General features: G+C 49.2%; 18 protein-coding genes and 2 riboswitches. Of the genes, 13 read left to right on the top strand and 5 right to left on the bottom strand.

Annotated elements, in window-relative coordinates; translation table 11 throughout:
• Positions 1-243: 243 nt before the first annotated feature.
• The 3 genes from ptsG to ptsP all read left to right on the top strand — a co-directional run bounded on the left by ptsG (position 244) and on the right by ptsP (position 4,357).
• Positions 244-2,298 (top strand): glucose-specific PTS transporter subunit IIBC, encoded by a 2,055-nt coding sequence (ptsG, locus tag MHB82_RS23405; protein WP_095359763.1) that lies wholly within the window; start codon positions 244-246, stop codon positions 2,296-2,298.
• Between the two features lie 78 nt (positions 2,299-2,376).
• The gene (locus MHB82_RS23400; protein ID WP_036617010.1) at positions 2,377-2,652 is read left to right on the top strand and encodes an HPr family phosphocarrier protein; all 276 of its coding nucleotides are present in this window, start codon (positions 2,377-2,379) and stop codon (positions 2,650-2,652) included.
• Positions 2,645-4,357 carry a phosphoenolpyruvate--protein phosphotransferase gene (gene ptsP, locus MHB82_RS23395; protein ID WP_095289546.1) on the top strand — a complete coding sequence of 571 codons (1,713 nt, stop codon included), beginning with the start codon at positions 2,645-2,647 and terminating at the stop codon, positions 4,355-4,357. The genes MHB82_RS23400 and ptsP overlap by 8 nt, the downstream gene beginning before the upstream one ends.
• 238 nt (positions 4,358-4,595) lie before the next feature.
• On the opposite strand, the gene gcvPB is transcribed toward ptsP, so the two are convergent.
• The 3 genes from gcvPB to gcvT form a co-directional block, all read right to left on the bottom strand.
• Positions 4,596-6,071 (bottom strand): aminomethyl-transferring glycine dehydrogenase subunit GcvPB, encoded by a 1,476-nt coding sequence (gene gcvPB, locus MHB82_RS23390; protein ID WP_341176687.1) that lies wholly within the window; start codon positions 6,069-6,071, stop codon positions 4,596-4,598.
• 74 nt (positions 6,072-6,145) lie between these two features.
• Positions 6,146-7,501 carry an aminomethyl-transferring glycine dehydrogenase subunit GcvPA gene (gcvPA, locus tag MHB82_RS23385; protein WP_341175989.1) on the bottom strand — a complete coding sequence of 452 codons (1,356 nt, stop codon included), beginning with the start codon at positions 7,499-7,501 and terminating at the stop codon, positions 6,146-6,148.
• Entirely contained in the window at positions 7,498-8,634 is a 1,137-nt protein-coding gene (gcvT, locus tag MHB82_RS23380) for a glycine cleavage system aminomethyltransferase GcvT (protein ID WP_341175988.1), read from the bottom strand. The genes gcvPA and gcvT overlap by 4 nt, the downstream gene beginning before the upstream one ends.
• Before the next feature lie 188 nt (positions 8,635-8,822).
• A riboswitch (glycine riboswitch) is annotated at positions 8,823-8,925 on the bottom strand.
• Between the two features lie 3 nt (positions 8,926-8,928).
• Positions 8,929-9,052: riboswitch (glycine riboswitch) on the bottom strand.
• Between the two features lie 339 nt (positions 9,053-9,391).
• Between gcvT and gcvH the strand changes: the two genes are divergently transcribed.
• The 5 genes from gcvH to MHB82_RS23355 all read left to right on the top strand — a co-directional run bounded on the left by gcvH (position 9,392) and on the right by MHB82_RS23355 (position 15,391).
• A complete protein-coding gene (gene gcvH / locus MHB82_RS23375; RefSeq protein ID WP_341175987.1) occupies positions 9,392-9,784 on the top strand; it encodes a glycine cleavage system protein GcvH in 393 nt (130 codons plus the stop codon).
• Positions 9,785-10,212: 428 nt separating this feature from the next.
• On the top strand, positions 10,213-11,673 hold the full coding sequence (locus tag MHB82_RS23370) for a PTS mannitol transporter subunit IICB (protein ID WP_341175986.1): 1,461 nt from the start codon (positions 10,213-10,215) through the stop codon (positions 11,671-11,673).
• 39 nt (positions 11,674-11,712) lie between these two features.
• Positions 11,713-13,809 carry a BglG family transcription antiterminator gene (locus tag MHB82_RS23365; RefSeq protein ID WP_341175985.1) on the top strand — a complete coding sequence of 699 codons (2,097 nt, stop codon included), beginning with the start codon at positions 11,713-11,715 and terminating at the stop codon, positions 13,807-13,809.
• Positions 13,810-13,814: 5 nt separating this feature from the next.
• Entirely contained in the window at positions 13,815-14,249 is a 435-nt protein-coding gene (locus MHB82_RS23360; RefSeq protein WP_095359756.1) for a PTS sugar transporter subunit IIA, read from the top strand.
• Positions 14,246-15,391, top strand: coding sequence for a mannitol-1-phosphate 5-dehydrogenase (locus MHB82_RS23355; RefSeq protein WP_341175984.1), 1,146 nt, complete (start codon positions 14,246-14,248; stop codon positions 15,389-15,391). The genes MHB82_RS23360 and MHB82_RS23355 overlap by 4 nt, the downstream gene beginning before the upstream one ends.
• Positions 15,392-15,460: 69 nt before the next feature.
• Here the strand turns inward: MHB82_RS23355 and MHB82_RS23350 are convergent, their stop codons facing one another.
• Complete coding sequence (locus MHB82_RS23350; protein ID WP_341175983.1) at positions 15,461-15,736, bottom strand: cysteine-rich CWC family protein; 276 nt, start codon at positions 15,734-15,736, stop codon at positions 15,461-15,463.
• Positions 15,737-15,789: 53 nt separating this feature from the next.
• Positions 15,790-17,799, bottom strand: coding sequence for an endonuclease MutS2 (locus MHB82_RS23345; protein WP_341175982.1), 2,010 nt, complete (start codon positions 17,797-17,799; stop codon positions 15,790-15,792).
• 558 nt (positions 17,800-18,357) lie between these two features.
• On the opposite strand from MHB82_RS23345, the gene MHB82_RS23340 reads away from it, so the two are divergent.
• The 5 genes from MHB82_RS23340 (at position 18,358) to MHB82_RS23320 (ending at position 25,559) form a co-directional block, all read left to right on the top strand.
• Positions 18,358-20,694 carry a helix-turn-helix domain-containing protein gene (locus MHB82_RS23340; RefSeq protein ID WP_341175981.1) on the top strand — a complete coding sequence of 779 codons (2,337 nt, stop codon included), beginning with the start codon at positions 18,358-18,360 and terminating at the stop codon, positions 20,692-20,694.
• 284 nt (positions 20,695-20,978) lie between these two features.
• Positions 20,979-21,932, top strand: coding sequence for an ABC transporter permease (locus MHB82_RS23335; RefSeq protein WP_341175980.1), 954 nt, complete (start codon positions 20,979-20,981; stop codon positions 21,930-21,932).
• Positions 21,933-21,976: 44 nt separating this feature from the next.
• Entirely contained in the window at positions 21,977-22,849 is an 873-nt protein-coding gene (locus MHB82_RS23330) for a carbohydrate ABC transporter permease (RefSeq protein ID WP_095359751.1), read from the top strand.
• A gap of 83 nt (positions 22,850-22,932) precedes the next feature.
• Positions 22,933-24,432, top strand: coding sequence for an extracellular solute-binding protein (locus tag MHB82_RS23325; protein WP_110822928.1), 1,500 nt, complete (start codon positions 22,933-22,935; stop codon positions 24,430-24,432).
• A gap of 23 nt (positions 24,433-24,455) precedes the next feature.
• Positions 24,456-25,559 carry a glycoside hydrolase family 88/105 protein gene (locus tag MHB82_RS23320; protein WP_341175979.1) on the top strand — a complete coding sequence of 368 codons (1,104 nt, stop codon included), beginning with the start codon at positions 24,456-24,458 and terminating at the stop codon, positions 25,557-25,559.
• The last annotated feature ends 9 nt before the right edge of the window (positions 25,560-25,568 follow it).

Genomic DNA, 25,568 nt, shown 5'->3' with positions numbered 1-25,568 from the left:
AGGCTTGCACTGTTTTTGAAGTGATGCTACAATGGTGTCCGTAATCAAGCAACTGAAAAAAACATAAGCGACGTGTTACTGACTCGATCAGGCATGAGTTTCTAGAGTGTGATTGTTCTTACCTTATACAGGGTATGCTATACCCGAAGGTTGGTACAATTCGCTTTATTAGCTTATGCCTTTTTTGATTTCCCTTGCTTGCATCACGACATACAGATCTAACGAAAGGGTGAATACGACGCGATGTTTAAAAAGCTTTTTGGCGTCTTGCAAAGAGTAGGTAAAGCTCTTATGCTTCCTGTAGCTATTCTACCAGCAGCGGGCTTATTGCTCGGAATCGGTAACATGCTGGTGAATCCGGACTTTTTGCAATATGTAACGGCGCTGGATACCCCATGGGTGAACTCAATTGCAACAATCATGATGAACGCAGGTCAGATCGTATTTGACAATCTGGCATTGCTCTTTGCCGTAGGTGTAGCCGTTGGGCTGGCCGGAGGCGAAGGTGTGGCAGGTCTTGCGGCCATCATTGGTTATCTGGTGATGAATGTCACTTTGGGTACTGCAGTTGGTGTAACGCCGGCAATGATCGGCGAAGTACCAGGTTATGCCAGTATTTTGGGTATTCCTACACTGAGTACAGGTGTGTTCGGAGGTATCATCATTGGTATAGCCGCAGCACTGTGTTACAATCGGTTCTTCAAAATCGAACTGCCGTCTTACCTTGGATTCTTTGCAGGTAAACGTTTTGTTCCGATTATCACTTCGGTTGTTTCCCTTTTGCTCGGGTTACTGCTGGTGGTCATCTGGCCACCGATTCAAAATGGACTGAATGCTGTATCTCATTTCATGGTAGATACGAGTCCGACGCTCTCGGCATTCATTTTCGGAGTTGTGGAACGGTCCCTTATTCCGTTTGGACTCCACCACATTTTCTACTCTCCATTCTGGTTTGAATTCGGTGAGTATGTGAACAAGGCTGGAGACGTTATTCGTGGGGACCAGCAGATCTTCTTCAACCAATTGCGTGATGGTGTAAACCTCACGGCGGGAACCTTCCAAGTGGGTAAATTCCCGTTCATGATGTTCGGTTTGCCGGCTGCGGCACTTGCGATGTACCATGAAGCAAGACCGGAGCACAAAAAGTATGTTGCAGGGATCATGGGTTCAGCTGCGCTGACCTCGTTCCTTACCGGGATTACAGAGCCACTTGAATTCTCGTTCCTGTTTGTGGCGCCAGTCCTGTTTGCAGTACACTGTATCTTCGCAGGTTTGTCTTTCATGACAATGCAAATTCTGGGTGTCAAAATCGGGATGACGTTCTCCGGTGGATTCATTGACTTCCTGATTTTCGGGATCATCCCGAACCGCACACCATGGTGGGACGTTATTATCGTCGGTTTGATTCTTGCCGTGATCTACTACTTCGGATTCCGAATGATCATTCGCAAGTTCAACCTCAAAACACCAGGTCGCGAAGATGCAACACCTGAAACAAACTCGGGTGGAGGATCAGGTTCAACAGACGATCTGCCACACAATATTCTGGAAGCCTTCGGTGGACAGCAGAATATCAAACACCTGGATGCATGTATCACTCGTTTGCGGATTGAAGTAAATGAGAAATCCAATGTAAATAAAGATCGTTTGAAACAATTAGGTGCATCTGGCGTGCTTGAAGTGGGTAATAATGTACAGGCCATTTTCGGTACACGTTCAGATACAATCAAGTCCCAAATGCAGGACATCATTGCAGGACGCACCCCGGCACCAGCACCAGCTGCTGATGTTACACCTGCTCCTGAAGAGGAGAAGGCGGCGGGAGCAGAAGGCGAACGCATTATTGCCGAAGATATCGTCATGCCGGTTAACGGTGAATTGATGGATATCACTAACGTACCTGATCCGGTCTTTGCCGAGAAAATGACAGGTGACGGTTTCGCTGTGCTGCCGCATGATGGCAAGATTACTTCGCCTGTGTACGGTAAAGTGTTTAACGTATTCCCTAGCAAACATGCTGTCGGTATCATGTCTGACGGCGGCAAAGAAGTACTGGTTCATATAGGTGTCAACACGGTGAAATTGAAAGGTCAAGGTTTCAACGTGCTTGTGCAGGAAGGTGATCTGGTATCGGCCGGTCAACCGATTATGGAAGTGGACTTGGAGTATGTGAAAGCTAACGCTCCTTCTATCATCTCGCCAGTGATTTTCACCAACTTGCCCGAAGGCTCCACGGTGACCCTGAAGAAGAGTGGAGTACTGAAAATTGGCGATCAGCCAATCATTGAGATAAAATAAGAAGTGTTCCGACAATGGCAAGCAAGTGTAAATATATGCAATGCCTAAAATAAACTACTTGAAAGTGAGATGATTGTAATGCAACAAACATTCAGAATTACAGACGAAGATGGTATCCACGCACGTCCGGCGACAGCCTTGGTTAATACAGCTAACAAATTCAAAGGTGCAGAATCCTTTGCAGAAGCTAATGGTAAAAAAGTAACACTGAAATCCATCCTGGGCGTTCTGTCCCTCGGTCTGGAACAAGGTGACACGATCAGCATCATCGTTGAAGGCGAAGGCGAAGCTGAAGCTCTTCAAGCTCTGACTGACGTTATGGTTAACGAAGGGCTGGGCGAAATTAATGCTTAATGTTTCCGGGATCGCGGCTTCGGCGGGTATTGCTATCGCCAAGGCGTTTATCTTGGAGCATCCTGATTACTCTGTAGAAAAACGCCAAATCAACGACGTTGACGCAGAGATCGCAAAACTCGACTCAGCACTGGGCAAGTCCCAGTCTGAGCTTGAGGCGATCAAAGAGCGTACTTTACAAGAGCTTGGCGAGAAAAAGGCTGAAATCTTTGCTTCCCATTTGCTCATTCTGAATGACCCGGAACTGATTGATCCGGTAAAAGCAAAAATTGCTGATGAAAAAGTGAATGCAGAATTTGCACTCAACGAAACGGCATCGCAATTCATCTCCATGTTCGAGAACATGAAGAGTGCTTACCTGCAGGAACGCGCTGCAGATATGCGTGACGTAACCAAACGTGTGCTGAATCACTTGCTTGGTATCGACTTCATGAGTCCGGCTGAGATCAGCGAGGAAGTGATTGTGCTGGCGGAGGATCTGACGCCTTCCGATACAGCTCAATTGAACCGTCAATATGTAAAAGGTTTTGCAACCAACATTGGCGGACGTACTTCCCACTCTGCAATCATGGCTCGTTCTCTTGAAATCCCGGCTGTTGTGGGAACCAAAGACATTCTGGCTCAAGCCAAACAAGGCGATATGATTATCGTTGATGGCTTGGACGGTCATGTTCTGGTTAACCCAACAGATGAGGTAATTGCGGAGTATCGTTCCAAACAGGAACAATATGATGCACAACGTGCCGAGTGGAGAAAACTGCGTGACGAACCAACTGTAACGGTGGATAACGTTCATGTGGAACTGGCAGCTAACATTGGTACGCCGAATGACGTTACTGGTGTTCTGGAGAACGGTGGAGAGGCTGTAGGCCTGTACCGTACCGAGTTCTTGTATATGGGCAGAGACAAACTTCCTTCCGAGGATATTCAGTACAATGCTTACAAAGCTGTACTCGAAAAAATGGAAGGCAAACCTGTCGTTGTTCGTACACTCGATATCGGTGGAGACAAAGAGCTTCCATATCTGGATCTGCCAAAAGAAATGAATCCATTCCTTGGTTTCCGTGCAGTTCGTCTGTGTCTGGACCGTCTGGATATTTTCCGTACACAATTGCGTGCATTGCTGCGTGCAAGCGTACATGGCAACCTGCGTGTCATGTTCCCAATGATCGCAACACTGGGTGAATTCCGTGAAGCGAAAGCGGTCCTGCTCGAAGAGAAGGAGAAGCTGGTAGCTGAAGGGATTGCTGTTTCCGACAGCATTCAACTGGGTATCATGGTCGAAATTCCTTCGACTGCGGTTCTTGCGGATCAATTCGCCAAAGAGGTTGATTTCTTCAGTATCGGAACGAACGATCTGATTCAATACACCATGGCTGCTGACCGTATGAACGAGCGTGTATCCTATCTGTACCAACCATACAACCCTGCTATTCTGCGTCTGGTGAAAATGGTCATCGATGCAGCACATCGCGAAGGTAAATGGGTTGGCATGTGTGGAGAGATGGCGGGAGACGAAACAGCAATTCCATTGCTGCTTGGTCTCGGACTGGATGAGTTCAGCATGAGCGCAACATCCATCCTGCCAGCTCGTAGCCAGATCACCAAGCTGTCCCGTGCGGACATGCAGGAACTGGCTGCTAAAGCGCTGGACATGCAAACTGCTGAGCAAGTGGTTGAATTGGTTCAAAGCATCAAAGCGTAAGTTTGCGAGGGTTTTCCTCCGGATTTTAAGGTCTTTTCTTTTTCCGATGAATGGGCTGCAGGAATGCAGCGATATTGCCGGTATCTGCGAACTGCGGATGCCGGCTTTTTTTGCGGGCTAATTTAGGATTATATGGAATGAGATAGAGAGCGTTCGGGCGTGCGACATCTGCAATTAAAAAACGGCTTCAGCTGACGTTGAAATATCAGCTGGAGCCGTTTAGTTGAATGGCTGGGTATTAACTGCACGCGCAGTTCAATACAGGTTTACGTGCTGCTGTGGTCTCATCCAGACGGGTAACCGGCGTGCCATAGGGGGCATTGAGTACCAGTTCAGGTGTCTCTTCTGCTTCCTTGGCAATGCGAATCATCGTATCGATAAAGCCATCCAGCGTTTCTTTGCTTTCTGTTTCCGTTGGTTCAATCATGATACATTCCTCTACGTTGAGCGGGAAGTAGACGGTTGGCGGATGATATCCGAAATCAAGCAGCCGTTTGGCTACATCCAATGTTCTTACACCATATTGCTTCAGCCCCCGGCCAGACATGACAAATTCATGCTTACATACCCCTGGGTACGGAATTTCGTAATAAGGTGCAAGACGTGCCATCATATAGTTTGCATTGAGTACGGCACATTCGGATACCCGGCGCAAGCCTTCAGGTCCATACGTACGAATGTAGGCATAGGCACGTACCAAGATACCGAAGTTGCCGTAATACGCTTTGACCCGACCAATCGATTGATCTCCTTCCCGATCCAGGGCGTATTGTCCCTGTTCGTTCTTGATCACCATCGGTTTCGGCAGGAACCGAATCAGACGATTTTTTACGCCGACGGGTCCCGCACCAGGACCACCTCCGCCATGCGGAGTACTCATCGTTTTGTGCAAGTTCAGATGCACGACATCAAAGCCCATGTCCCCAGGACGGGTAATACCCATAATGGCATTGGAGTTGGCTCCGTCATAATAGAGAAGGCCACCAGCTTCATGCACGATGGAGGCAATCTCCTGAATGTCCTTTTCAAACAATCCCAGGGTATTTGGGTTGGTCAGCATCAAGGCTGCGGTATCGGAACCTACGGCCGCACGCAGTGCATCCAGATCGACCAGACCGTCCGCACGGGATGGAATGGTTACCGTCTCAAAGCCAGCCACGGTTGCACTTGCCGGGTTGGTGCCGTGTGAAGAATCCGGAACAATGACTTTGGTCCGCTGTTCACCACGACCTTCGTGATAGGCACGAATCATCATGAGGCCGGTCCATTCACCATGTGCACCAGCAGCTGGTTGCAGGGTCACCGCGTCCATGCCAGTCAGACCTGCAAGGTCATTTTGCAACGTATACAGAAGTTCAAGTGCACCTTGAATACTGGATTCATGCTGATACGGATGGATTTTAGCAAATCCATTGTAGCGAGCTACATCTTCGTTAATCTTCGGATTGTACTTCATTGTACAAGAGCCGAGTGGATAGAATCCATTATCTACCCCGAAGTTCCGGCGAGAAAGGGCAGTATAGTGACGAATGACATCCACTTCAAATACCTCAGGCAGTGCAGCTGCTTCCGAACGCAGCATTTCCCGGGGAATCAAGCTGGCGGGATCTTGACGCGGAACATCGCATTCGGGCAGGGAGTAAGCGACACGCCCCGGGCTGCTCAGTTCAAAGATCAGCGATTGCTCTGGAGCAGGCGATGCTGCTTGTGTCATTTGTTGCGTGCTGGTTTCGGCTTGCGAAGGAGCTGCCGTTTCCGGCTGTCCTTGGATGGTTGTTATTTCCTGAGTCACAGCGATCCCTCCAATACACGTGCGAATTCGTCAATCTCTTCCTTGCTGCGACGTTCCGTAACAGCGACCAGCATATGTCCGGCAAGCTCCGGGTAATCCCGTCCTAGTTCATATCCACCGATGAAACCGGCATCCAGCAGCTTCAACTGAAGGGCATCGATGTCTGTCCCTTCAGGCAGCTGGATGACAAACTCATTGAAGGTAGGTGCATTAAAGGTCAGGCTGACTTCAGGAATTGCTGTCAGTGCTTGAAGAGCATAATGACTCTTTTGCAAATTCAGATCAGCCACATCAATCATGCCCTGTCTTCCCATGGTAGACATATACACCGAAGCGCTTAGGGCAAGCAATGCCTGGTTGGAGCAAATGTTGGAAGTCGCCTTTTCGCGGCGGATATGCTGTTCACGTGCTTGGAGTGTCAGTACAAAACCACGTTTGCCGTTGCGATCCGTTGTCTGGCCAACAATTCGGCCGGGAATCCGGCGCATATGAGCCTGGGATACAGCGAAATATCCACATGTAGGACCACCGAGCGAAGCGGAGATGCCAAGCGGCTGTGCATCACCGACAACGATGTCGGCACCCAGCTTGCCTGGAGCTTCGAGCATACCAAGCGCCAGCGGATTTGCGCTGACTACAAGCAGACCCTTGTGCGCATGCGCGAGGTCTGCAGCCTGTTTTACATTTTCCACGGCACCGAAGAAGTTCGGGCTCTGGATCATGACGGCTGCGGTATCATCCGATACGGCCGCTTGAAGGGCATCCCAATCGGTCACCCCGTTCTGATAACCAACCTCGACAATCTCCAAATTCAGACCGTGTGCATAAGCCTTTAACACTTGACGGGCTTCGGGATGAACGGTACGAGATACGATTAGCTGTTTGCGGCGTGTTGCCGCAGCGGCCAGATTCCCTGCTTCTGCAAATGCGGTCGCACCATCATACATACTCGCATTGGCTACAGCCATTCCAGTCAGTTCACAGATATACGATTGGAATTCGAAGATCGCCTGGAGCTCGCCCTGACTGATTTCGGGCTGATATGGCGTATAGGCAGTATAGAACTCGGAACGGGAAATGACATGATTAATAACGGAAGGGATGTGATGATCGTAAATGCCTGCACCCAGGAAACTGGCGTGTGTCTCAAAATTGGCATTCGCGCCGGCTTGCTTAGACATATGACGTGTCAGTGTGTATTCATCCAGTTTGGAGGAAACAGGCAGCTCGCCTTGATAACGAATCTCCTGCGGAATGTCCTGGAACAGATCTTCAATCGTGTCCACACCGATGGTTGCGAGCATGGCGCTCTGATCCTGTTCAGTCATGGGAATGTAGCGGTGCTTGCTCATGCTTGCTCAGCTCCTTGGGTAGGTGTCTTTGACGTACGTGTCCGTTTATGAAAAGGGGTCTTCACAACTTCGGCTTTCAGCTTTTTGCCGCGAATCTCAATCTCGAGCGGGGTGCCGAGTGCAGCATATTGGCTATTAATTAGGGCGAGCCCCAGATTGCGCTTCAGCGTAGGGGACTGTGTACCGGTTGTTACTTCCCCGATCTGCACGCCTTCTGCGTAGATAGGATAGTGGGGACGTGGAATCCCGCGTTCCAGCACTTCAATGCCGACCAGTTTGCGGGCAGGTCCATCATTCTTTTGCTGCAATAGCGCTTCGTGTCCGATAAAAGGTCCGGCATTCAGCTTCACAAACATGCCAACGCCTGCTTCCAGCGGTGAAATGGTCGGCGACAATTCCTGTCCGTAGAGGGGCAGCTTCGCTTCGAATCGAAGTGTATCCCGGGCACCAAGTCCAGCCGGAACCAGTCCGTGGTCAGCACCCGCCTCCATCAATCCGTTCCAGACCTTAGGGGCCTGATCTGCCTGTACGTATAGTTCGAAGCCGTCTTCTCCGGTATAACCGGTGCGGGACAGCAGCAGTTTTACACCACAGACCTCAGCATTCTGTACAAAACGAAAAGGCTCGATTATGGATACGTCGGTATCAGTAACTTTTCCGATGGTGTCTGCAGCAAGCGGGCCCTGTAGAGCCAGGAGAGCTGTTTCCGCGGAGTCATTCGTCATGCTCACCCCAGGGACCATGTGCTCCTGCAGCCATGCCCAGTCATTGTCGATATTGGAGGCATTCACGACGAGCATATAATGCTGATCTTCCAGCTTGTATACGAGCAGATCGTCCACTACGCCACCGTCCGGGTAACACATTAACGTGTATTGTGCCTGGCCGGGGACCAGGGTGGTCACGTCGTTGGTCGTCAGTTTCTGCAAAAATGCTTCGGCCTGTTCACCCTGCACCGTGAATTCACCCATGTGGGATACATCGAACAGTCCAGCCCGTTCGCGCACCGCTTCATGTTCCTTCTGAATCCCGCTGAATTGCACCGGAAGCTCCCAGCCGCCAAAATCGATGCACCGTACACCTTCATATTGCTGATAAAGTGGATAGAGTGGAGTTCTAAGCAAATTGGACATCAAATCACCTCGTTATGGCCGCTACCGGGCCGAGTGTATAACATGAATGATGCGTTCTTTTCTTGGATAAGTATGATTAAGGCTGCGCTGATGACAGCGCCGGCTCGATCCTGACTTTCGTTTTTTTGGGAAAAAGGAAAAGGACAGGCCAAAGAACCGGCATGCCAGAAGCACGCTGTATTCTTAGGCTCTGTCCTTGGTACCTGAGAGTTACCCCGCCAATAAGTTGCAGCAGGTTTCCCCTTGGGTGATCAAAACGCCCCATACAGGGCGAATAGATGCTCTCCAGAGTTGCGTCCCGTAAAAGTCCTTTTGCCTGAGAGATTCACCTCCCGCTTGTCGGGTGGTTTACTCCTTCGGCGTTACCGCATGCATCCAAGAGTTGGGCGTCACGGGTAATCTCTCCCTTTACATTCATCCGCGGGTGATGCACACAACAATTAACATTTACTCTCTCATTAAAACGTGAATCCACTATCGATGTCAAGAACGATATCACGAAAATTAATAAAAAACCGAATAATATTTATTAGTTTATTATTATTGTTCGTGTATATAAAAAGAGTGCGCTTACTATTCTAATATTACCCATTATATGTAGAGTGAGGGTGTTTGCGTTACAGGCTGTAATCATCAAAAATCAAATAATTTGTGAGGTATCTTGACATTTCATTCAAAAATATCTTACGCTATGTTCTGGGAAAAAGGTTGGCCGAAGGACGCATGCACTCATTAATGAAAAGCGAGGCGGATATCGATGAGCGAATTGAAAAGTGATTTCCTGTACAGTGAAGAGCACGAGTGGGTGCAAACCGTAGGGGAGGATACTGTACGGATCGGCATTACCGAGTTCGCGCAGCATCAGCTGGGTGACATTGTGTTTGTGGAATTGCCTGACCTTGAATCGGATGTAAAAGCGGAAGAAAGTATTGGTACGATTGAATCCGTTAAGACGGTTTCAGATTTGTTTTCTCCGGTAAGTGGTTCCATTATTGCCGTGAATGAAGCACTGCAGGATGCACCTGAACTCGTCAACAGTTCGCCTTACGAAGAAGGCTGGATGATCGAGATTCGTGTTGAAGGTGATTTGACAGCAGCGTTGTCTAAACTTATGAATGCTGATGCATATCGTAAGCAAACCGAGGAGTAGAATATATTTGCACTAAATAACCTTTATTAATCTATGATTTTTTATACATTGGACGGTCGTGCACGTCTTCAGAGTCTGTGTGAGCCTTAAAGCTCATGCAGGCTTTTTCGTGTTCTGAAAGACAGGATTGTTGCCAGATGAGGTACTTGAACAGGATGGAATAAGGCTGAAACGCACAAGCTATATTATAGAATCCAACACCGTAAATGATATAAGTCACACACGAAAAAAGCTAAGTATATCAATGGTTAGAACCCTCTCATCACCATAAAAACGATTACATAAACACAATGTTGTCATCAATGATCATGACGAAAGTACGCTTTCATTTCGTTGAACCGGAGACCAATCTGGCTTAGGATAACAGCAGGGGAGGAATGATACCCCTTTCATAAATGATAACTACTTGATCCGAGGAGGATAATACAATGAGTAACTTGGACCAAACGTCCAATTCCAAAGGCGGTCTCCGGGTAGGCGTTCAGCGTTTTGGCCGATTCCTGAGTGGTATGGTTATGCCGAATATGGGTGCATTTATTGCCTGGGGATTAATTACGGCACTCTTTATTGAAAAGGGCTGGTTCCCTAACGCGGATCTGGCACTGTTAGTAGATCCGATGATCAAATATTTGCTGCCGCTGCTTATCGGTTACACTGGAGGTACGATGGTGCATGGCCAGCGTGGTGGTGTCGTTGGTGCCATCATGACTATAGGGGTTATCGTCGGCAGTGACATTCCGATGTTCCTGGGTGCCATGATTGCCGGACCACTGGCTGCATGGATCATCAAAAAGTTTGATAAAGCCGTCGAAGGCAAGATCAAGGCAGGGTTCGAGATGTTGGTTAATAACTTCTCAGCCGGTATTATCGGTGGTATCCTGGCGATCATTGCACTGCTGGGTATCGGACCTGCTGTAGAAGGAATTAGCACCGTATTATCGGCTGGTGTACAGGGGCTGATGAATCTGGGATTGCTCCCACTCGTCAACCTGATCATTGAACCAGGGAAGGTATTGTTCCTGAACAATGCAATCAACCACGGCATTCTAACACCGATTGCAACAGATCAAGCGAGAGAATTGGGTCAATCCGTATTATACATGCTTGAATCGAACCCGGGTCCCGGACTTGGTATCCTGCTGGCTTACTGCTTCTTCGGTCGTGGAACAGCAAGATCTTCCGCACCGGGTGCGGTTATCATCCACTTCTTCGGGGGAATTCATGAAATTTATTTCCCTTACATTCTGATGAGACCGATTCTGATTCTTGCGGCAATCGCAGGTGGCGTGGCAGGTACAGCAACCTTCATGCTTACCGGAGCAGGACTGGTTTCAGCACCTTCACCGGGTAGTATCATTGCATATTCCCTGTTAACGCCAAAAGGTGGATATCTGCCGATGCTCGCCGGGGTGGCTGTGGCCGCTATCGTTTCCTTCCTGGTTGCAGCACTGCTGCTGAAAACAGGTAAGCAAAAAGAAGAAGATCTGGAGTCTGCAGCGAATCGCATGAAAGACATGAAGAGCCAGGGCAATACAGCGAATGCTGCTGTTACAGCAGATAATCGTGAAGCAGACAGAGCCGCGGATTTGGCTTCTTCAACTGTGAAAGCAAAAACCGATGTGAAGAAAATCGTCTTCTCCTGTGATGCAGGTATGGGTTCAAGTGCCATGGGGGCTTCCATTCTCCGCAAGAAGATGAAAGCTGAAGGGATTGACGTTGCGGTAACCAACACGGCAATCAGTGATATCCCGCAGGACGCAGACGTTGTTATTACGCAGAAGACATTGACGGACCGTGCCCGCAGCGTGGCACCGAACGCAGAACATATATCCATCGACAACTTCCTAAAAAGCCCGGAATACGATGCGCTCGTTGAACGCCTGAAATAACAGGTTGCGATCGTTTTCCCTGAGCCGGAGGCTTGAGATATGAGTATTACGAAAAGACAGCGTGAAATTGTGGAGTTCCTGTTGGAGCATCCGCAGGAAGTAACCGCCGGCGACATTGCAATTGCAGTCAAAGTCAGTACACGAACCGTCCATCGGGAGCTTCAGATGATTGAGAAGTGGCTTGAACCCTTTGGCATGAAATTGGAAAAAAAATCAGGAACCGGGGTCCGAATAGACCCTGGTTCCGATGATTTGGCTTCACTGCGTGAGCAGCTGGAGCTGAACGAATATGTGGAGTTTACGCCCGAAGAGCGTAAACTCTTCATGCTTTGTATTTTGCTGGATGAGGCGGAGCCTGTAAAACTGCTTGCGCTCGCATCGGATCTGAGAGTAACAGTCTCGACCGTGAGCAATGATCTGGATGAACTGGAACCCCGGATTCGTCAAGCGGGCCTGAAGCTCGTTCGCAGGCGAGGTTACGGAGTGAAGATCAATGGCAGTGAAACGGCCTATCGCGCAGCAATCGCAGGACTTGCGCTTGAATATCTGGATGAATCTGATCTGTTCGGAAGGCAACCTGACCAGGGAATTTCCAAGGTGAACCAGAAGCTGCTGGGCATGATTGGTCATCGTGATGTACTGACGGTCGAGAATGCGTTATGGCAGCCGGATATTGACTGGCTCGAAAATATTCCCGAGCGACAGTATACCAAATTGCTTATTCAACTGTCCGTTGCGCTGGTGCGCATTCGCAAGGGGTTTATCGTCGGACGTATTCCTTCTTCGGATAAAAAAGCGGTTTACCCTTCTACTGGAGATCAGAGCGTGCCTGAATACATGGCTGCGAGACTATGCAGCGTGCTCTCCGATCAGCTTGGCATCTCGTTTGCCAAGGAAGAACAGAGCTATTTGCACAAATTATTAATTGAAACCGAGCAGCTTATTCACTCCACACGCTTACTGCCTGTTGACGATCTGGTATTGCTGGACATGGTTCGTTCCCTGATGGATCAGATGCAGGGGAGAACGGGTTATGCATTTCAGGAAGATCGTCTTCTGCGGGAAGGGCTGATTGCGCATATGCAGCCGGTGATGGAGCGGATTGGAGGCAGGCAAAGCATACGTAATCCACTGCTTCAGCAGATTCGCAAGGATTACGATTCGTTGTTCGGGGATGTGAAGAACGCAGTGCATGACGCATGGCCGGATACGGACGTGCCGGATGAGGAAATTGGATTCCTGGTCATGCATTTTGGCGCTTCCATCGAGCGATTGCGTGTGCTGAAGCGCGAGATTCGGGCCATTATCGTGTGCACAAGCGGAATTGGCTCATCCCGTATGCTTTCCAGCCGGTTGTCCAAAGAGATTCCGGAGATCCGGATCGTTGACAGTGCATCATGGTATGAGGCGGCTCGGATCCCCGAAGAGGATTATGACCTCATTTTATCCACAGTCGATCTGCCGATGGAACCGCATCAGTATTACAAGGTAAGTCCCTTGTTAACAGCGGAAGAAAGTGAACGTTTGCGTCTGTACATTCAAAATACGACGCTGCAGCGGGTACAAGTTAAGTATGGAGAGAGTAAAGCCAGTGGAAAGGCACCTGACCGCCATGCTGATCCAGCGGGGCTTGATGCCACACTTATTGAAATCGTTAGGATCACAGGCAAGTTTCAGGTGTTTCCACTGGATAACCGTAAGATGGGCTTCTATGAAACGGCATTTGCCATGTGCAAGGTACTGCAGGAATACGGGGTGCTTAAGGATCCAGAAGAAATCGCCAGGCTGCTTGAAGCGCGGGAGAAGGTGGGCAGCCAGAAAATTCCCGATACATCACTCGCGCTGTTTCATACCCGCAGTGATGGCATATATAGGCCGTCCATCAGCCTGTTTCAATTATCAGAGCCGCTGCTTGTGACGACGGAGGACCAGGTTGGCATCAGCCATATCCTTCTGATGGTTGGGCCGAGGGAGCTATCCCGGGAGAGCCTGGAGGTGCTAAGCGAGATCAGCGCATTGTTACTGCAGGATGAGATGATTACACTGCTGGAAAAGGGAATCCGGGATGATCTTATTCATTATCTGTCCCGGGAATTGGTTGGATTTTATCGAAGTAAAACCGAAATTGGAGGTTAATAAACATGAGCATACTTACAACAGACAAAGTGGTTATGAACGCAACGGCACAGGACAAATATGAGGCTATTCGCATGGCAGGACAGATTCTGAAAGATGCAGGACATATTACTGCCGATTATATCGACAAGATGCTTGAGCGCGAGGAGATCGTATCGACATATGTGGGCAATGGACTTGCCATTCCACACGGAACCAAAGAATCCAAATCGTTCATTCTGTCCACAGGCATTTCAGTGATTCAGTTCCCGCAAGGTGTAGATTTTGGGGATGAAAAAGCCTACATGGTGATCGGTATCGCTGCTCAGGGCGGTGAGCACATGGAGATTCTGACCAGCATTGCGGTCATTTGTGCGGAAGATGAGAACATGGAAGCACTTCGTTATGCCAAAACGGCGGAAGAGATCATTACCATTCTCGAAAGTGAAATGGAACTATGAGGGCCCTACATTTCGGAGCAGGTAATATCGGACGCGGTTTCATCGGATTGATCCTGTCACGGGCAGGATATAATGTCATCTTCTCGGATGTGAACCAGGAGCTGGTTAAGGCATTACAGGAGCGTGGACAGTATACGGTCGAATTGGCCAACGAAACAAAAGATATGGAAACGGTCAAAGGGGTCAATGCCATTGATGGAAGGCAGCTGGAGACGGTTGCCCGGAACGTTGCAGAGGCAGATCTCGTTACGACCGCAGTCGGAGTGGGCATCCTGAAACATATTGCACCAGGCATCGCCAAGGGGCTTGAGGCAAGATTGAATTCAGGTTCGGTACAGAAACCACTTCACATCATTGCATGTGAAAATGCCATTGGGGCCAGCACACAGCTGAAAGAGCATGTGTATGCTCTGTTGGAAGAACCCGTTAAGGCTCTTGCTGATCAATATGTGTATTTCCCTGACTCCGCAGTAGACCGGATTGTTCCCATACAGCATCACGAAGACTCGCTTCACGTTCAGGTTGAACCTTTTTATGAGTGGGTTGTGGATCGTTCACAGATGGCCCCTGCGTTCCTTCCGATTAAAGGTGTACTCTATGTGGATGACCTTGAGCCTTATATCGAGCGGAAGCTGTTTACCGTCAATACGGGACATTGCTGCGCTGCATATCTCGGTTACGTGAATGGGTATGATACGATTCAGAAGGCGATTGCGGACGACAAATTGAAATCCCTTGTCTACGGTGCACTGCAGGAAACGGGTGAGGTTCTTGTGAAACGGTTTGGTTTCGACCCCGAAGATCATCAGAAGTATATAAATAAAATTCTGGAGCGGTTTGTAAATCCGCATCTCACCGATGAAGTCACTCGGGTAGGTCGTTCGCCGCTGCGGAAGCTGTCGCCCAACGACCGTCTGGTTCGTCCAGCGCTACAGGCACATGACTATGGAATGGGCACGACGAACCTGGCAAGAGGCATGGCGGCAGCCTGCAAATTCGATGTACAGGATGATCCGGAGGCAGCAGAGCTACAAAATATGATCAAACAAAAGGGAATTGCTGCAGCACTTAGTCACTACACAGCCATGGATGAGCAGCACCCTGTGCTCAAGCAGGCAGTAGAACATTATCATCAAATTTAAGAAACAACTTATATAGCGATTGCGTGCCGTGTTATGATACCCGATCGCAAAACAAGAGCCTCACAGGAGTTAACTGTGAGGCTCTTGTTTGTGTTCTGTCTGATTTTTGTACGTCTCCAGACATCGCTGACAGATGCACGATTTACGCCGCTGCTCTGCCGGTATGAGGTCAAATACACCTTCAGGAAACTCGGCATGATTGCACCAGCATTCGGAATGGGGACGGCCAGCCGCATAGGAGCAGCCATTGGCCTCTCCGCATAATGGGCATACAAGCACATTGACCGGGGAGGCACTTGTGTTCGTCGTCTTGGCCTGTGAATTGGAATTGAAATTTCCGCCCATGGTATGCCTACTTTCTCTATATCGTCATACCTCATAGTATAACAGGGCTGGCCCTATTCTTCAGGTGGCAATTCAATGGTCAGCCCTTCGACATGTTTGCGTCCCATTAATTTGCGCTTCTTCCGATTCTCCTTGGTCTCCAGCACAATATCCAGATCATAGTCATCGCCTGGATACAACTCATCTGCAGATATATGAAGTGTAAGGCGTTTCTTGTGAATTTTGACTTTCCGCCCGCGCAGCATTACCCCGATATTTCCACGACTGTCTTCCACGTCACAGACGATTCCTGACTGGTTCAGATAGGCTGCATATACACGATCCCCTTTTCGGAATTTTTTCGCTGGGGGAACCGATTTTGTATCTTCTACCTGCAGGGCTGGATTTCCAGCTTCAGACGCTGCAGGAGAATGTACTTTCTTCTCCGTCTTCTGTACAGCTGTAGAGTTCGGAAATGGCTCAAGAACAGAACTCTCAGTTGGTATTGGTTTCACTATTGGCATGATGGAGCTCATGCTGTTGATAGGACTCTTCGATATGCCCTGATCCGATATGGACTGGGAACGATCAATAATGCGCTGTGGCATCCCCAGCTTCAAGGCGATGGAATAGGCGTAACTCTCACCTGCTTCACCGATACGCAAACGGTAAAGGGGCTGCAGTGTAACCGTATCAAATTCCATCCGTGCATTTTCAAATCCTCGCGCGGCAGCAGCAAAATGCTTGATTTCCCCAAAGTGAGTGGTAGCCACCACGGTTGCGCCGCGGCTGTGCAGTTCCTCCAGCATGGCGATGGAAAGACCAACCCCCTCTCCAGGGTCCGTCCCGGAGGCCATCTCATCAATCAGGACAAGGGTGGATGAATTCGCCTGCTCGAGGATGCGGATCATGTTGCGGATATGTGCCGAGAAGGTGCTGAGTGCCTGTTCCAAACTCTGTCCGTCTCCGATATCGACAGCCACTTCATGATATACGGCCATCTCGCCGCCTTCACCCACAGGAACGAGCAGACCGGACTGCATCATCAGGGTGAGCAACCCCAATGTTTTGAGCGCTACCGTTTTACCACCTGTATTCGGCCCTGTAATGATAAGTGAGGAATAATCCCTTCCGATGGCAAAATCAAGCGGAATCATGGAGGCGCCCATCAGAGGATGACGCGCCTGCTGAAGCGTAATTCGGCCCGATGTATTTACCTGGACCGTACGTCCATCCATGGTTGCCGCGTATTTCGCTTTGGCAAACAGGAAATCAAGGATACCTACCGTCTCGGTATTCAGCGCAATCTCGCGGTTATAGGATTCTGCGAGCGACGTTAAATCACCCAGGATTTTCATTTCTTCTCTGGATTCTTCAGCTTGCAGTGAAGCGAGTTCCATCTGCAGTCCCACCAGTTCCGCGGGTTCGATATAGACGGTTTGCCCGCTCCCTGATTCATCCAGGACGCTGCCTTTCACCTGCTTGCGGAATTCTTTCTTGATGGGTAATACCGTTCTTCCGCCGCGCTGGCTGATTACGTTCTCCTGCATAATGGACCGATGCTTGCTTACGAGAGAATCCAGCTTGCGCTTCATTCGTTCCTCGTTCACGGTCATCTTTTTCCGGATACGCGTCAGTTCCTTGCTCGCCTGATCCTGAATTCGGCCGCTGTAAATGCAGCGTTCGATCTCGCTTAACAGGGATTCCATCCGCATCATGGATGAAGCATACCGGCTTACCGTAGGAGCTGCTTGGGATTTGCCCTCCATGTATTTCATTAATTGTGCACAGCTTCGCAGAAACTGCGCAAGTTGAGTGAAGTCCCGTTCACTAAACAGATAACCGGTACCGAGCAGATCCATAATGGTCTCCATACCATCAAGCGAAGGGATGGGAACACTGGCGCCATAACGGATGAGAGCAGAGGCCTCTTCTGTTTCGGCGAGGCGCATCTGGATCAGCCCGGGGTCCACCATGGGTTTCATTTCTTTCGCGTAACGTTTGCCCAGATAAGAAAGTGCGCAGGAAGCGACGTTGTTTTGAATTTGATGATAGCCCAGTGTATTCATTGTGTTTTCATTCATGCTTGATCTCTCCTTGGATTTTGAATTTGTAACTTCGGTGGTAACTCAGAATCTATTCCTGAAAACGCAAAAAGGGCGGAGAATGAACAAACGTCATTCTCCGCCCTTCATGTAGGGGAAAGCAGAGTCCATGATAGGTCTATACAAAAAAATCCACGCTGAACACAGCGCGGAAATAGACCCGGACAAGTACAATCCCGGAGGCGATTTATGATATCCGCTGTTCTTAACTAAGTACAGGGTTATGGCGCATCAAGAAATACACGTATGCCATAAGGCACAAGCGCACATGAAAGGCCAGACTCCTGAATATGAAACTTGATTAGTTAAGAACGCTCACCGACATCAAAATCTCTCCTTCGAATTGAGGAATATGCCTCCACTATAAACTGGAAACGGCCCCAAAGTCAATCTTAAGAATAAATAGTGGACTTGGATAAGATTGAGTTTTAAAATAACAATAGTAAATTAATCCAATGAAAGCGATATTATACATATGGATTTACATTCCATCAGGCATTCAAATATGCAGATTCTATATAAAGGAGGATGCTCACATTGCCTAAATATTTGCTGCGTTTGCTCTGTTTTACCATGATTCTCGGAGCCCTTCCAGTCATCGTCATCGGTTCCGTTTCCTATTCGATCGCTTCGCGTGATATTGAACAAAAAGTACGTGAGAGCAATCTGCAGATTTTGCATCAAACCCAAATGCGGGTAGAACAAGTTTTACGCAGCCTGCAATTGTCATCCATCCAGTATGTGAATTCTCCCTTGGTGCTGCAAGCCATGAAGAAGCCGCTGGACAGCTCCGAGTTTCAGGAAATACGTGATCTCACGTCCGGGTTTAACAACCTGCAAGCGGTTACAAATATAGATCAGGCCTATCTGGTTAACCTGGATCAGGACTGGGTGGTCTCCATGAGATCATTTGGAAAATTGGATGATTTCAGTATTCGGGACCGCATTGGCTCTTATCTCACCTATACGAACAGTCTGTTCTGGGTGACTCAGAATGATCATTTGTCTACGGAAAGCATACCGGCTTCGGCTGGAATAGCCGAAGATTCACAGGAGCAGATGCCCACACTCATTTCATCGGATGACGTGGTCAGTATGGTATTCAAAATTCCTATGGTGCCGACGAATAATAGCCCAAAGGGATTTCTCGTGATTGACATCGCAGATGCGGAGATTAGCACGTTTCTGAGCCAAAATCCGAACACCGGAGATATGTATGTACTGGACCGGGATCAGAACTTTTTTCTGAACGAGAATGGGCAGGAGGAGAAATATGCTGCCTTGAATGAGGAGATTCAGGCGAAGGTGCAAACGAGCAATCAGGCAGAAGGCTTTTTTAACGCTGAAGTGGAAGGAAACCCGGTGGCTGTAAGCTACAGAAAATCACCACTCAATGGGTGGCTGTATGTATCAGTGGTATCTCTTGGACAGATCACTGCCCAGTCGCAGAAAATTGCTCTTGTGACCGGGGTGGCTACGCTTGTCATGTTATGCGTGACCGGATTGTTTGCCATCTATGGCAGCCGCCGGATGTATTCCCCCATCTCCAGACTGCTGCAGTTTACGAAGGGACTGGATTCTCCGGTTTTGCAGACGGGCCGCCGTCAGGATGAATTTATTTATATTGAGGAACGTTTATCCACGCTGTTCAGCTCGGAAAAATCGCTGCGGGAACAGATGAAGGGACAGCATGTTCATCTGGAGGAATTTTTCATGACCAAACTGCTGACCGGCAAAATCTCGGAAGAGGATTTCAGGTATCAGGGTGAACGTTATGATTTTCCGGCAGACTGGTCGAGCCTTGGTGTGCTAACGCTGCAGATTGATACGCTCGAAGGAACCAGGTACGAAGAACAGGACAGGGACCTGCTGTTGTTTGCCGTCAACAACATCGTTGGAGAGCTTCTGCCTGCGGAATTGCGCTTCACCCCGGTTATGATCGATGATGCACAAGTGACGGTTCTGGCTACAAGGCTGAATGATGAGCTGCAGCTCAAGGAATGGATGCACACCCAGGCGGAATGGATCAGGGAACGCGTAGTCACCTATCTCAATCTTCCCGTAAGTATCGGCATAAGCCGTTCCTATTTTGCCATCGGAGATACACCAAGAGCGTATCAGGAGAGCCGAGAGGCGCTGCAGGGCAGGGTGAGTCTGGGAAGCCGTATCATTTTGCATTATGAAGATATCCAGCCGCGAGGCCAGACCGAGGCAGCCTTATATACACAGCTCAGAATGATCGAGGATCAGCTGGCCTCTGCCTTGAAACAAGGCGATGAGGAGAAAACCGATATGTATTTTACACAGTATCTGGGGCTGCTCGCCGACAAGAAACTGCATTTTAGTGAATATCCCGTCATTATGGTTCAGCTTCTGTCCCGTGTGTACCAGCTTGTGCAGGAACAGGGAGGGGATGTGGCGGAAGTACTTGGCGAGAAGGCATCCATGGCTCAGCTGCTGAAGCTTTCCACCCTTGATGAAATGACGAACTGGTTCCGTAAACGGTTATTTGTACCCGTCATTCGTTTCTGGCGGGAGCAGGAAGAATCGCAGTATATGAACATTGCCCGGCGGATGATCCGATTGATTGAGGAACGCTATGACCGTGAACTGTCATTGGAAGCCTGTGCGGAAGAGCTGAATTTTCATCCTGTTTATTTAAGCCGGGTGTTCAAGAAGGAAGCTGGCGTGAATTTCACTGAATATCTGGCAGAGTATCGAATGGAAAAAGCCAAGACCTGGCTTCAGACAACCAACCTCAAAATATCGGAAATTGCCGAGAAACTAAATTACACCAACCCCACTGCGTTTATCCGAACGTTTCGTAAAATTACGGGAACAACTCCCGGCAAGTACCGGGAACAGCAGCGGTAAAACAAAGCCTGCTCTGCCTGCCATGGCGGGCAGGCTTTTTTATGCTTGTATACCCTGCTGACCACGCTCCATCGTCCCGGGTTAAGACCGGATTATAGAGGTTAAAACGAGTGCATTCACGCCTGATATTCCAACGGGGGAAGTGTCGTAAACCCTTGCCTGGCAAGGAAAAACAAGAAGCTAAAACCGGACGATAGCCAGTGATCCGTTTATCCTCCACAATGAAGGCATGAGTTCAGGAATTGAACTTTTGTAATCGTTTCCAATGTGGGGAGGAAAACACTATGAAAGCCGAAACGACGGCTCGGACACGGCCCGCTGCCCGCAGTGACAAAAACCTGCTGTGGAGGGACGTTATCAAAAACCGGTGGCTCTACATCATGCTGATACCGGGAGTGCTTTACTTTGTTATTTTCAAATATATACCCATGTATGGCATTACGATGGCTTTTCAGGATTACACACCGTACAAAGGCATTTTGGGGAGTGACTGGGTAGGACTTAAGCATTTTCAGCGTTTCTTCGGGGAACCGCAGTTCTGGACCCTGTTCCGGAACACGTTTTTGCTGGCGATCTATAATCTGGTCTTCTTCTTCCCACTGCCTATCGTACTGGCACTGATGCTGAATGAAGTGCGCCGTGAGCGTTTCAAGCGTTTTGTACAGACGCTGGTCTATGTTCCGCACTTTGTATCGTGGGTTGTGGTCGTCGGTGTGTTCTATATGCTGTTTACCACGGAGGGCGGCGCCATCAACGAATTGCTGTACAGTTTGACGGGGCAAAAGATTGCGTTCCTGCTGGAGCCTGGCTGGTTCCGATCCATGATTGTCGGACAATCCATATGGAAAGAGATGGGCTGGGGCACGATTATTTTCCTCGCGGCACTTTCCGGTGTAGACACGCAGCTCTATGAAGCTGCACGAATTGATGGAGCCAACCGCTGGCGCCAGACATGGCATATTACGCTGCCTGCCATCCGCAGTACGATCGTGATTTTGCTCATTCTTCGTCTGGGCAACTTCCTGGATACAGGATTTGAACAGATTTTCCTGATGCTAACGCCGACCAACCGGGATGTGGGTGAGGTATTCGATACCTACGTATACACCAAAGGTCTGACGCAGGCACAGTACAGCTACAGTGCCGCTGTCGGTTTGTTCAAGTCGGTTGTTGGACTGGCGCTTGTATTGGGTGCCAACAAGCTGGCCAAAAAATTCGGGGAGGAAGGCGTCTACTAACATGAGTAAGCAGACGTCTTCACCAGACAGGAGTGAACATTAAGATGCAACAGGATAAAACGTGGGGCAACCGAATCTTCGATATCATCAATCATGGTTTGCTGCTGTTGATCGGAATCGTGACCGTCATTCCGTTTATCTACATTCTGGCTGTCTCGTTTACCAGCCCGCATGAGGTGGCGAAGGGAGGATTCATCCTTTTCCCCAAAGAATTCTCCCTTGCGGCCTATCGTTATATTTTCTCGACAGATACACTGATTCGCAGTCTCGGAGTCTCGATCTACATTACTGTGGTCGGTACATTAATTAACTTGTTATTCACGTCGCTCATGGCGTATCCGCTATCCAGAAGATATCTGCGAGGACGGCAGCCAATTCTGCTCGGTGTATTGTTCACCATGCTGTTCAGCGGAGGCATGATTCCCACCTATTTCGTGGTTAAGTCGCTGCATCTGACCGATACGTTATGGTCCCTGATGCTGCCGACCGCCATCAGTGCGTTCAACCTGATCGTACTCAAGAACTTTTTCCAGGCCATTCCGGATGAACTGGAGGATGCTGCCAAAATAGACGGCTGTAATGATGTCGGCGTTCTGTTCCGTATTGTACTGCCATTGTCGATGCCGGCGATGGCCACGTTCTCCCTGTTCTATGCAGTCGCGCACTGGAACAGCTTCTTCAACGCCGTCATCTACATCAATGACAGCGAGAAGTGGCCGGTTCAAGTATGGCTTCGTGAGATTGTCATTCTGGCTCAGAGCCGGATTGGTGACACGAGTATTGAGGAGACGGAGATTCAGCCGCTGACCATTCGCATGGCTGTCATTGTATTCTCAACGATTCCAATCATGCTTGTGTATCCATTCCTGCAAAAGCATTTTGCCAAGGGAGTGATGCTGGGGTCTGTGAAAGGTTGAGATTGGTAATTGAATGGATGGTTGCAGAATACAACATGCAGCATGCGGAATCAGCAATGTATAAAAGGGGAGGTTTTCATTTGATGAGAGGAACAAAAAAGAAAGCTCTGGCTGTTCTGAGCACACTTGCACTGGTAACGGGATTGCTGGCTGGATGCGGATCAGACGAGGGTCAGGCTGCCGAAGGTGGCGTACAGAACATCTCCATTGCGATTGCACAGGTAGGTGATGTGCCGGGTAAAGGAAATGAGGTTCAGCAAAAAATCGAAGCCTTTACCAACACGAAACTGGATATTCAGTGGATTCCCGCTTCGGCGTACAATGACAAAATTAATGTCATGATCGCTTCCAGCGATATGCCGAAGATCGTTAAAGTGCAGTACAACCCGACAGTCACAAGTGCCATGCGCAACGATGTGTTTTGGGAGATCGGTCCCCTGCTCAAGGATTATAAAAATCTGTCCGCCCAGAACGAGCGCTTCTTCAACAACATCAAGGTAGACGGAAAAATCTATGGCGTGCCGGTGTTCTCTGATATTGCACGGGCGACAGTCATTTACCGCAAAGACTGGTTCGATAAGCTGAATCTCAAGGTACCGACCACGCCGGATGAATGGTATGAAACGATCAAAACCCTGGCAACTTCCGACCCGGATGGAGATGGGCAGGATAACACGTTTGGACTGATGCTGTTCAAAAAATACAACGAAGATCAATATTCCTTCACAACGCGTCTTGGCGTAAGCTTCGGTGCACCGAACAAGTGGAAGGTTGAGGATGACGGCAGCTTCACACCGGAGTTCATGACGCCGGAATACATGCAGGTGCTGGATCTGCTGAAACGGTTGTATGATGAGAAGCTGCTGAATCAGGACTTTGCTGTGTTTGATTCCACGGAAGCGGAGAAAAAGTACGACTCCGGCGTTGTCGGCATGCGTGTCGGCGTAGCGCAGAACGGTAAGAGTCAGCAGGAGCGTCTTTCCAAGAATGACCCGGATGGGGTTGTAGACATTGCAGGTTTGCTTGGAGCGAACGGCGACCGTGTTGCGGGCCAGACAGGTAACTCCGGCATATTGGCCTTTCCTAAAGCGACAGTGAAATCCGAAGAGGAGCTGAAAAGCCTGCTGAGCTTTTTGGATAAGTTGATGGAACCGGAGATGGCAACACTGCTCATGCGTGGAATAGAAGACAAACATTACACCAAAGTGGGCGAGGATGAAGTGGAAATGAGCGACTTCGATGCGTTCCAGCGTGAGGTGAAACCATATCGTGATAATCTGCCATACGTTGAAGGTTACAATGTGCCAAAATTGAAGGATACCGAGCTGGGGGTAAAAGGAACCGAGCTTGCCAAAGAGCTGGCCGAACATGCCGTTCCGAATCCTGCGCTTACGTTATACTCACCGACCTATGGTGATCGCGGGGCTGATCTGGATCAGATGATTGCCGATGCGCAAACCAAATACATCATGGGCAAGATTGATGAAAATGGCTGGAAACAGGAGATTGAGAACTGGGCTAATGCGGGCGGAACGAAGATTCGCGAGGAATATGCTGAAGACTACAAAAAACAGGCTCAATAAGCGAGCGGATGCGGAGGGCATCGATGAAGGAAACCTTGCAGTTCACACCGGTACGAATGGCCGATCAGTTCATGGAAAGTTACCGCAATCATCTGCTGTACCCCACCTGGCATTATGAGAACGGCTGCCTGCTGAATGCGCTGGAAGAACTGTATCATCGTACGGGGGAAGCCAAGTATTACGACTACATCCGGGAGCTGATGGATCACTTTATTCAGGAGGATGGCACGATACGCTCGTATACCGTTGAGGAGTACAATCTGGACCAGATTAATCAGGGGAAATCCTTATTCTTCCTAATGGATCAAACAGGTGAAGCGAAATACCGCAAGGCAGCAGACCTGCTCATGGTTCAGCTCAAAGGGCAGCCACGAACCAGCGAAGGCGGTTTCTGGCACAAGAAGATCTATCCTTTTCAGATGTGGCTAGATGGATTGTATATGGCGACTCCATTTCTCACGCAGTATGGGGCAGTAACGGGCGAAGAAAAGTGGTTTGACCGGGCGGCTCTGCAGCTGCTGCTGGTGGAGAAGCATACCCGTGATCCACGCAGCGGTTTGCTGTATCATGCCTGGGATGAAAGCAGGGAGCAGCGCTGGAGTTCGGGCGAAACCGGCTGTTCTCCTCATGTCTGGAGCCGGGCCATGGGGTGGTATGTGATGGCCGTGGTGGATACACTGGATCATCTGCCTGTAGATCATGAACAGCGCGGCCAGATTGTCGGCATTTTTGAACGCGTGGCAAACGCACTTGTGCATGTACAGGATCAACAGACAGGGCTATGGCCTCATCTGCTGGACCAGCCGGGGCGTGAGCGCAATTATCTGGAAGCGTCGGGTACATCGATGTTTGTATATGCGCTGGCCAAAGGTGTACGTAAAGGTTACCTGAGCGGCAAGTTCAAGGAGATTGCAAATAAAGGATATCAGGGGCTGCTCCAGCACTTGCTGCAAACCGATCGTGAAGGTGTACTGTCGCTGACCCAGTGCAATGGCGGTGCAGGTCTTGGGGGAAGTCCGTATCGTGACGGGTCGTACGAATATTATGTAACCGAGTCGATCCGAATCAATGATCCGAAATCGGTTGCCCCGTTTATTCTGGCAGGTGTGGAGATGGAACTGGCTTAACGCTGGTTC

The organism is Paenibacillus sp. FSL K6-2862, assembly GCF_038005125.1.
Taxonomy (GTDB): Bacteria; Bacillota; Bacilli; order Paenibacillales; family Paenibacillaceae; genus Paenibacillus; species Paenibacillus illinoisensis_A.
The sequence above is the reverse complement of the archived record's forward strand: the minus strand, read 5'-3'. Positions and strand labels throughout refer to the sequence as shown.